Origin of the sequence: Enterobacter mori LMG 25706, assembly GCF_000211415.1 — a bacterium.
Classification (GTDB): Bacteria; Pseudomonadota; Gammaproteobacteria; order Enterobacterales; family Enterobacteriaceae; genus Enterobacter; species Enterobacter mori.
Genome location: NZ_GL890777.1, coordinates 502,143 through 512,349, shown reverse-complemented (window position 1 = coordinate 512,349; position 10,207 = coordinate 502,143). Strand labels below are relative to the sequence as shown.

General features: G+C 55.1%; 7 protein-coding genes. All 7 read right to left on the bottom strand.

The genetic code is table 11. The annotated features are described in order from the left end of the window. Positions 1–80: 80 nt before the first annotated feature. A complete protein-coding gene (locus ENTMO_RS0116235; protein ID WP_029485143.1) occupies positions 81–1,046 on the bottom strand; it encodes a DUF6453 family protein in 966 nt (321 codons plus the stop codon). Between the two features lies 1 nt (position 1,047). Next, complete coding sequence (locus ENTMO_RS0116230) at positions 1,048–4,623, bottom strand: TipJ family phage tail tip protein (protein ID WP_010433143.1); 3,576 nt, start codon at positions 4,621–4,623, stop codon at positions 1,048–1,050. Positions 4,624–4,688: 65 nt separating this feature from the next. Continuing rightward, positions 4,689–5,291: a tail assembly protein gene (locus ENTMO_RS0116225; protein WP_029485142.1), complete on the bottom strand. Its 603-nt coding sequence runs from the start codon at positions 5,289–5,291 to the stop codon at positions 4,689–4,691. Beyond that, positions 5,272–5,988 (bottom strand): C40 family peptidase, encoded by a 717-nt coding sequence (locus ENTMO_RS0116220; RefSeq protein ID WP_010433137.1) that lies wholly within the window; start codon positions 5,986–5,988, stop codon positions 5,272–5,274. Before ENTMO_RS0116220 ends, ENTMO_RS0116225 begins: the two co-directional genes overlap by 20 nt. Before the next feature lie 2 nt (positions 5,989–5,990). Next, the gene (locus ENTMO_RS0116215; protein ID WP_010433136.1) at positions 5,991–6,740 is read right to left on the bottom strand and encodes a phage minor tail protein L; all 750 of its coding nucleotides are present in this window, start codon (positions 6,738–6,740) and stop codon (positions 5,991–5,993) included. Between the two features lie 82 nt (positions 6,741–6,822). Continuing rightward, the gene (locus tag ENTMO_RS0116210; protein WP_010433135.1) at positions 6,823–7,179 is read right to left on the bottom strand and encodes a phage tail protein; all 357 of its coding nucleotides are present in this window, start codon (positions 7,177–7,179) and stop codon (positions 6,823–6,825) included. Then, positions 7,179–10,151 carry a phage tail tape measure C-terminal domain-containing protein gene (locus ENTMO_RS0116205; RefSeq protein WP_010433131.1) on the bottom strand — a complete coding sequence of 991 codons (2,973 nt, stop codon included), beginning with the start codon at positions 10,149–10,151 and terminating at the stop codon, positions 7,179–7,181. Before ENTMO_RS0116205 ends, ENTMO_RS0116210 begins: the two co-directional genes overlap by 1 nt. Positions 10,152–10,207 lie beyond the last annotated feature (56 nt).

Below are 10,207 nucleotides of genomic sequence, written 5' to 3'. Positions count from 1 at the left end.
GTGCCGGTGTTATAAAGCATATTTTCTCCAGGCAATAAAAAACCCCGCCGAAGCGAGGTTGATTTGAATAGACAGTTAATTCAGACGTACATATCGGGCAAAACAGGAAGGCTGAGCGACGTAACCGTGTTATTACCCCAAATTGCATACTGCTCGCGCCCAAGGTATTTTCCGCCCTGAACTGAAGCGTTACCGTTCTGTATTTTTATTCCGAACATCCGATACACATACATGCCATTGACCATATGTACCATCAGACCAAACCTACCGAGCGGAACAAATCCGTTACCGATGCTCACGGCACTTGTCGAAGGGGTCCAGAGTTGGTTGAGATATACGAAAGGTCTTTTTGTGGTTGAAAACGTACAAGCCCCTGCATTATTAAAAATATTGAGGCCGGTACCAGGCTGCGGCGCTACGCCACTTGCGAAAATAACGATGTCTATTGTGCCGGTTGCGGGAGCGTCAGCGTTCGTGGAAGGTGGGCTGAAGAACCTGACGGTGTTGCCGTCGAAGTCAATCGTGTTACCGCTATTACAGCGCCCGAAAACGACATACTTCGACTTGTCGTATCCTGCTATCGTGGGAACCGCCCATCCTCCGGTCGGAACACTTACGGTACCCTTCCAGATACACTGCCCTGACTGCGTGGCATTGGTTATCGAGGTGAAGTCAGTACTGTCGCTGATGAGCAGGCCCACCCCGCTTCGCTGACCTGTCGGAAATATCTGCCAGACACTACCGGGAAAGGTATAGGTACTATCCCTTTCACTTATACCCAGCGCCTGCATTCTCGAATTTTGCGTAACCCTCCCACCAGAGATAGTGATGGAATTCATTTTATGCCACAGCCCTGAATCAACATAGGCAGTTGCATGCGGTATAAACAGCACCTGCGCTCCTGAAACATAACCAGCGATGTCCACATACTTTGCTTTCTGGTAGCCAGTGTCAAAACTGCCACCAAAAGACGGGCATCTCAGGCCCGCCGTTATCTCCATACGCTTTCCGCCGTCATTCAGGTCTATCAATAATCCTGTCGGCATTTTATGACCATGTCCCGAGTACGATCCGGCCACCTCCCGGTATATTGATGGTTACGCCATTACCATTGATAACCGTTGTGTTACCGGAGCCATTGAAAGAAAAATTACCGTTTGTGGCGTAAATCGAGCCGCGAACGGTCACGTTGTTGAACGTCGCGTAGCCTGACTTGTTGATGTGCCAGCCAACGTTACCCGTGCCGTCCCAGGTTGTGGACTGGATGTAGCTGCCGATTTTGGTGTTGTCGATAGTCCCTTCACCAATCACAGTATTTCGGATAAAGGTCTGCCCGTTCTGAATCACGAACGGAAGCGTAACGGTCGCTCCTGCCTGGTGCGTTACCGCGAAGCGGTCAGCCAGGAAGATAACCTGCGACTGCATCCCGGATGGCGTATTCTCCACGCCGATCCCCATCCCCGCCGCGTAATACTGGCCGTTGCTGGATAACCCGACCTTAATGCTGTACATCGCCTTCAGGTCGCCGTTGACGTTCGCAATGGCCTGCGCATTGGTGGTGATCGCAGAAGTGTGGCCATTAACGGTCGCCGTGATGCTGTTTACCTGCGTGGCCATAGCCTGCTGGTAATCCGAGAACGTCTGATTCAGGCTGTTGATGGATGCTTTGTTGCCGTTCACTTCCGTCTGCAGGCTCAGCAGCGAGCGCGCCGTTGCTTCCTTCTCGTTAACGATAACCTCGTCAATACGGTCCAACTGAGCGCTGTTACCAGCGACCGTTGCGGATAACGTTTTGCGTGTGGCCACCTGCGCCAGCCCGTTCTGGATAATGGCAATGGCTGAGTTCTTCACCCCACCCGTCTTGCCGTCCATAGACACGCTGATGCTGTCGATTCGCTGGCCCAGGGCGGCGGCATCTGTTGCGACCGTTTGCTCAAGCTGACTGAGTGAAGACGACACATCACCGACAGTGCTCGAAAGCTCATTAACGCTGGTCTGGACCTTCCCAATGTTCTGGGCGTTTTGGGCGATATCCTTCGCCTGCAGCTCCAGTTCGTCGTTGGCCTGTTTGATGTCATTAACCATGCCAGCAATTTTTTCATTGCTGTCGACGGCATTCTCAACCACATCCTTCAGTAGACCCGTTTCCTCCATCTCCTTGAGAATGGAATCGGTGATATCAGATACGTCCGTGCTCGACTGACCAAATACCCACTCTGTCCAGTCGCTCTGATTGCCCAGGCGATCAACGAGCCTTGCCCGGTACCAGAACGATTTCCCTGCCAGCAATCCCATTTGCTGGTAGGTCGATGAGGGATAAGGCACATCTGCCAGCGGTAACGGAGAATCGCCGTTCGCCGTGGCGCTGTAGTGGATTTCTGTCTTCTGCGTGTCCTGCGCCCCGGACGGAACCCCCCAGGAAATGCCGATCCCAAACACCAACGGCTGCGTGGCGAGGTTCACGGGCATAGGTGGTTTTCCGACCTTACCCGTAAGCTCCGTCTCAGCTGACGTTGCCCATAGGGATGCGATATCGAGCGCGTTAACCGCGCGGATTCGGACCACGTAGCGCCCGGAGTAAATTCCATCAACCTCAAAGCGCGTGTTGCCGGTGCGCGGAACGTTAATCCAGTCGCCGTTGTTCTGACGCCACTGCGCCTCATAGGCAACGGCATTCTTGACGGTATCCCACGTAACAACCATCGTGGTGATGCCTATCCCCTGTTCAACGCGGTAAACACTGGAGAGCGTGATATTTTCCGGCATTCCCTGACCGCGTGGCGGCACAACGCTGACGGGCCTGTCTTCAATCACCGCGCCGTCATCAACACGCGGGAACTTGTTCGGATTGTAAGGCAGGCCGTTAATGGTGACCGTGTTATCCGAATTAACCATAAGCCGCTTAACGCGGAACAGCTGAATGGCTAAATCAGGCTGGTCAAGCACCCACGCTGATTCAGCATTTGGGGTAACGCTGTACGCTGACTCAACGGTCACTGCGCGTCCGGAGACGCTTTTCACCTTCCTGCCTTCGGATTTGCCGGTGGGAAGGTTAACGATAAGCGTGTCCCCCGCTTTCGCAGTCGTAATACGGTCCAGCGTGACCTTCGTTCCGGAGGCTGCGGCTACGCGACCGCCGTTCTCGCGACCGGCCAACGGGGCGTTACTGATGCCGATTACCTTGCCTATACGCGGGATGCGTCCTTCCATCCCTGTTTTAAACTCCACGCCATTGTCATCGCGGTTGGTTTCAATAGCGTAAAGCCCGTGCCGCTGCGCTTCTGATTCCCGCGTACACCCGATACGGGACAGCTCTATGGTGTTAAAGCCAAACCGGTTAGAGACTTCCGGCACCCAGGCGCTGGCCTGATCGTCCTGATAGCCGTTGGCCGGATTGCTGTAGGTGACGATTGCTGACGAGTAGTTCGTCTTTTCCGATGTGCTGGAGAAGTTAAACGCGCCCACGATATTCGACTTGTTGAACACAAAATCGGGGTCCAGTTCGCGGGGCATATCGGCGTCAACGGACAGAAGATTGTTGGACCAGCTGATCATCCCCCGGAAGATGTTCGCCAAATCCATCAGCACGGTCCATGCATCGGTACGCTGGGAAATGTACAAATCGCAGAGGTACCGCGCCTCTTTCCCGCCTGCTCCGTCCGAAACCTGCGCATCGCAGTACTGTGCGATCTGGTACGGGGTCCATTTATCAACTAAATCAGCCGTGATCCGTTTTCCCAGCCCGTATCGCTTGTTCAGCACCAGATCGTAAAAAATCCAGGCGGGGTTGTTTGTCCATGCCCACTTAAAGGTTCCGTCCCAGACGCCGCTGTAGGTGCGGGAAACAGGATCGTAGTTCGCCGGTACGCGGACGATTATCCCCTTCATTTCCACGGTGACGTTTGGCGTTCTGCCGTCAAACAGCTTCGAATCAAACTGGATGAACAGCAGTGAAGTGTGCGGATAGCGCAGCTTGGCATCGACAATATCGGTCATTGATTCAATACGCGAAGTATCCGCATGCCGCCCATCATTGGTATTTTCCGTCAGGCGTCGGACGCGGATTTGCCAGCCGGATGTCGCTGCCGGCAGGTCAATTCGATAGCTCCGCTCATACCCGGCTGCGGCAATACCGTCCGCCTCATCCGTGCCGTATTCAACGTAGGAACCGCCATCGGTTGAAATATCGATAGCGAACGCTATCCGGTAGCCATCCTTCCCGCCGCTGTCGCGCAGTTTATAAACCCCGTTCGGAAATTTAAGCCGCAGGCGTACTGCAGAAAGCTGGGTGTTGTTAATGGATTTAACCCACGGCGTCCCGTATTTCAGTTCCGTTCCGACGCTGATTTCATTCTCTACTGCCGGGAAGCCAGCAATATAATCCTGATCCACCGTGCCGCTGCGCCACTCCCACGTCACGCCAGGAAAGTTTTCGTTGCCAGCATCATCAAGCAGTGGCGTGCCATCGAGATAAATATCTTTTCCGGTAAAGTCTCCTGCAGCTTCCCCCTCGGTCAGCGCCAGCAGAATTTTCATGTACGCTACGGAGGCGATCTCGGTACCGTGATTGCCGCCTTTATCACCGCCGCCACCGCCCCCTTTCGAACCCCTGATTACTGCCATATGCAAACTCCGGGCAAAAAAAATCCCGCCTGAGCGGGAGAATTAAACATGTTGCGAGATAAGCGTTATTGCTGTTCTTCTGCGTAGATGCCGCCGCTGATAAGAACACCGGCGACAAGACGCTTACCGTAGAGAAGATTGACGCCGTTCCCCGCTGCAGACTGGTTGATTGGGGAGCCAAACGAATAGCTTTTCCGGGTATCGCCGGAGTCCATCGTCATGCCCTGAGTGCCGCTGGGCGTGAGCATCTGGACAACGCCCCCAAGCATCATCGCCGCCCCCATTTTGTAGAGGAACGGCGAGGCCACTGCTGCTGGCGTAAAGCTCAGCGCAAAGCCAACCGCTACCAGCACAGCGCCGAAGATGGTCTGGAACCCCCCCGCCTTTTTACTGCCGATAATGACCGGCGCAATCCTGATAACGTCATGCACACCGCTCAGGCGCAGCTCTTCTGCAGTCACGTTGCGGGAGCCGTTAAACACGCTGTAGGTCACGCCGCGTCCTTCACTCGTATCGAGCCAGCGCTCAAAGCCGGGGAGCATGATACAGAGCGCCCTGATAGCCTCCCGCACAGAGGAAACTGAAAGGCGGTGCTCACGTCCAAATAAAGTGCCGAGCTTGCCATAGAGCCGCACAAGCACGATTTTCTCAACTGTGTTCATCGCCATTCTGGTACCTCAGTGTCAACATTGTTCTCTCGCGCCACATGCCGCCGTAGGGAACGACTTCGCTCAGTTTGCCGTACATGTGGTGCAGCATTTTCCCGTCGCCCAGATAGATGCCTGCATGATTGATTTCTTCTGCCTTGTACTGCATCAGGATCACATCCCCTACCTGCAGCTCGTCGGCGTGAGAATAAAATCCCGCTTCGGCATAGTGTTTTACGTAAAGGTTTTCGCCACGCGTCCACCAGTTGTCGTCACGGTGAAAATCAGGCAATTCGATGCCCCATTCCTGCTGATACCAGTCCCGGATGAGCCCGTAGCAATCCCAACTACCGTGTACAAAGGGCCGCTTGAGAATCGGTGGTGTATCTGCCGGTGTTGTCACCGTGTACTCACCGCCTGGCCACGACATGATCACCCAGGGCAATCCGGAGTCATGGCACGACTTCAGGTCGTCAGAGGAAGCGTGCGGCCCCGCATCCGGATGTGAATGAACGATGGCCAGCACCTCCCCCATATCCTCAGCATCGGCCCAGACCTGCGCAGATATCATGAAGTGCTCAGAGGGATTTTCGTGTGAATTACTGCAGGGGATGTACCGGCGCTGGCGCGTGGTGCGAATAATCAGGCCACAGCATTCATTGGGATAGGCTGCAGCAGCGTGTTTTTCAATGGCGCTAATAAGTCGCTGGCTGAGCATAATTAAATCCTCGTGATCGCAATTGCCGGAAAACCGCCAAACGGCAGCTGCTCATCTTCCCCCCAGCGCAGCTTGCAGCCTACGACCGTTCCGGAGCAGACATCATCTGCAGGGTTATCAACCGGGTTGCCGAGCTTGTCGAAATACTTCGTGCCGGTGTAACCGCAGTCCGCACCGCGATACTGGCCCTGCAGGCACCAGGCGCAACGGCTGGTCATTTGTCTGGCCGGAACCTTCTGCCCGGTCACGTCAACAGGCGAGCTGAGCTTGAACTGGACGTCCGTTTCGTTATCCGCAGTTTTGCTGTCGATGTAAAACACCTCCAGCTGCTCGGCAGTCGGATCGGCTTGTGAGTTCCCGTCCGGGAAATTACTGGCATCGAGGTAATGCGCATACGTTCGGTGGATGGTGACCTTTGCCTGCTTCATATCCTGAAAAAGGTGGCACAGCGCGGAGATCGAACCGTCCAGATTCCCAACGGATAATTTTGGCGACACAGGCGTTCCGTCACCGTTGGCTTCAATATCCTCAATCTGGCATGGCCAGAGATCGTATCTGATGCCCTGCCAGTAAATCGGCTTACCCGGGAGCTTCGATTCATCATCACCGGCAGCGAGAACTTCTTCTTCCGTGTACGCTACTGCGTGGTTGTGGAAATAGAGAACATCGGCACCGAAGGCGGTGCCGTCAACTTCGAACAGGGTGATCTGATTGCCGGGCTCGAGTTTTTGATCGTCAGCAGTAATGCTCATAGCTTCCTCACGTACAGGACACTACACCTATAAAAAACCCCGTAATCCGGGGTTTGATATGAATGGATAAATAATTAATTGGTTAGGTTTGCACTATTGGCTCGGCCCGATATGCCGTTGAGAAAGTGACTGATATAGTCATTCGTGCAAAATCAAGAGCCGTGACCTTCAGTTGCGATGCGCGGAAGAGTCCAAGTTCACCCAAAGGGTTGGTCCATTTGAATGCTTTGACTTCGCCATGCTCGCGCAAAAACTTCAGCACCGGCTTCATATCCTCATTCATACCGGTGAACGTTAATGGCCATAACTGCGTCTCCGGGTTAATACCCTCTCCGGTTACCGCCTCATAGCCATCGCCGTATTGTACGCTGCTGGTTCGGTACTTAAAGTCTCCCGCGGGGCCATTACGCGGAGACCAGGTAAACGTCTGCAATGCCATCAGGCCGTCCTCATTTTGGTGTCAATCATGCCTCCGTTGGCCAGTTCGCGATCAAGCGTTTCAATAACAAACTGCTTGAGTCGGGCTTTGGTCTCGCTGGTCAGAAGCTCCTGGCTTTTTGAGGAAGGTTCCTGGCTCGCGCCGCCCTGCTGAATGACCTGCAGCGGAATAGTTAAAGAAAAATGGACGTTGCCCAGGTCAGCAGAGGGCTGCAAATACGAATCTCGGGATGGTTTTGCCACACCGCCACCGACCAGCCCACCTTCGGCGTAGCCGTTGCCGTAAGTAAGCTGATTCAGGAAACTGAGCATGCCAGGCTTCTTGACCACAGATTGCGGAACCACCCATTCGCCACGGTGAACCACACCGGCGACGTCATGCTTGCCGCCGTCGCCGGTATAACCCCCATCAGCCCAACCGAACCAGCTGCTCACACCCAGCGCTGAAGCACCGGATTTGATAGCGTTCAGCATCAGCATCTTCGTGATAATCTTGCCAATATCGTCGATAACAGATACGGCCAGCGATTTGAACTCTCCCTTTCCCTTCGACGCAACATTCCAGAGGGCTGTCCCCATGCCATCCATCGCGTTTATGGCAATGTCGCGAACCTGGGTGAACTGGTTTTCAGCGTTAACTCGCCAGTCCGTCAGCCCTTTTTTCATCCCGTCAAACGATGACCCTTCTACCTGCTTTTTCCGCTCTGCACCGCTACGGACAATTTCCAGCTGCTTCTGCTCTTCATCCCTCAGCACCTCAGTTTGTTTTCGGTACAGTTCGGAACTGTGATCGGCAATCGTTTTATCCTGCTCTTCCCGGGGCTTTGCAAAACGCTCCCGGACCTGCTGCTGTGCTACCATCTGGTCATAGGCACCGGAGCTCATGGTCATCTGGGCGGCACTGTTAGCATATTCCTGCTGCAGTTGCAGCGTTGAGCGATAAAGCTCCTTGTTCTGCTCCTGAATCTGAAGGCCGAGTTTGCGCTGCTGGTTGGCTTTATCCAGGCTGGCGTTAATCTCAAGCTGGTGACGCAGCTCCGTTTCCTGCGACAGAACGCTGCGCTGGCCAGCGGTCAGGATACGCTTCTCCTTGAGGTCAGCGATTTCCTGGTTGAACTGCGCCAGTTTCTTTTCCGGCTGCGGCAGCGTCTCGGTCTGTTCGTTCTGGGACCGCAGCGCGGCCTCTTCCTGGCGAAGCTGATTCAGGCGCGTGGTCGCAGCATCGTCGCTGTACGCCTTCTCGCGGGATTTTTTCTGCTCGGCATACATTTTGTCGATGCCGCGCATTGCCTGCGTGTATTCGGCCGTTCCTTTGGTGAAACTGGCATTAACAAGCGCAACGGCATCGGCCCGCTCTTTTTCACGCGATGTCCCGGCTTTTAGCAGCCCTGAAAGCGTGTTTTCATCCTTAAGGCGCTTCGAGATTTCTTCACGCTGCTTTTTCTGTGCCTGATATTGCTTTTCCGCCTCTTCACGCTGCTTGATTGCCGGGTCAGGAGTGGTATCGAGATCAACACCTGCACCCGCAGCCATCGCCTGCGCGGTGGCTATGTGCGCGTCTCCCATCGTTTTGAACGCATCTGCGACAAAATCTTTCAGCGATTTCCACGCGCTTTTCAGCCCACCTACGTTCGATTCCTGCTCCTTGAGTTTGGTATCAAGGTCATTCATCGCCGCCTGCTGCAGCAGCGCCGTTGCTTCAGAGGTTTTCCCCTGGCGCTCGAGCGTGACTATCTGGTCTATCATGCTGCCGTTGAGCAAAATCCCCTGGTCGGTCAGCTTTTGAAGCGCCTGCAGCGGATCGCCTTTCAGGCTCGACAGCAGCGACACGAGATCGTCGGAGCTCTGCCCGATTTCCTCCATTCGCGTGCCGAGGCTGGCGACCTGCTCCAGCATATTGCCACCGAAACCCGCCGACACGGATGCCGTAACCGCCTTAACGGCGCGGTCTGAATCACCGAGGCTGGAGGTCAGGTTCTGGAGATACATCACCGACATAACGGACTGCTGGCCGGATTTCTGTAACGCCTGCGTATACCCTTTAATGACCGCTTCGCTGTTGGAGTAGGCCGAGTAAATCGCGGTCACCGCACCGGCGACGGCAATAACGGCCAGCCCGACAGGACCGCCGACCATCGCCATTGCGCCGCGCAGCAGGCCTGCGCTGGCTGCAGCAGCTCGCTGGCCAAGAGACAACTCCTGGCTGGCCACGGCGAGCTGGCGCGTTGAGGTGGCCAGCTGCTGCTTCCCGGCAGACTCGGCGATATCAGCTGCCAGCACCGTTTTCGTCGCTTCTGCAAGGCTACCCTTCGCCTTCGCTTCAGCAAGATTCGCCTCCTGAATGGTTCTGGCGTTTTTAACGTGCTCGGCCTCATAGCTGACGGCCAGCCCGTACTGCTTGTTCACCTCGGCCTGTTTGGCAAAATGCTCATCGAGTGCAAAGGCGCGCTCGCGGTCGGCACGGGCGGCTTCGATGGTTTTTACCGCGATGTTCTGCTTCTCGATAGCTTCAGCACGCAGCTGCCTGGCGTTCTCTATCGAGCCCTGAGCGGCGCTTATCTGCGCCTGAGTAAACTCAATCTGGGCCTGTCGCTGTGATTTCAGGCCCGTAATGCTGTTATCCAGCGCGGTGCTCATACCCTCGCTGAGGGCCGAAACCAGCGCCGTCGTGATAGAACTTCCGGCAACCGTGCTGCCAGCTGAAATGTTGGCCAGCAGACCGCGCATTTCATCCAGCCCGGTCAGGCGCTTGTCGACCGTTTTGCCAAGCTTGTTAAAGTCGGCGTCCAGCCCGGTAATCCCCTTTCCCAGCCCTTCAAACGACTGCCGGGTTTTCTGGTTGTCCGTCTGGACTTTCCTGTTAAATTGCTGGGCGCTGCTGTCCGCCGTTCGCATAGCATCAGCAAACTGTGATTTAAAGCTGGCGGAGTTGAGATGCAGCGCGACAGCCAATGACGCAACGTCAGCAGCCATGTCCTAATATCCTGAAGCAGTCAGCGAACTGCTGGTCGCTTTCAGATTGCGCAGCA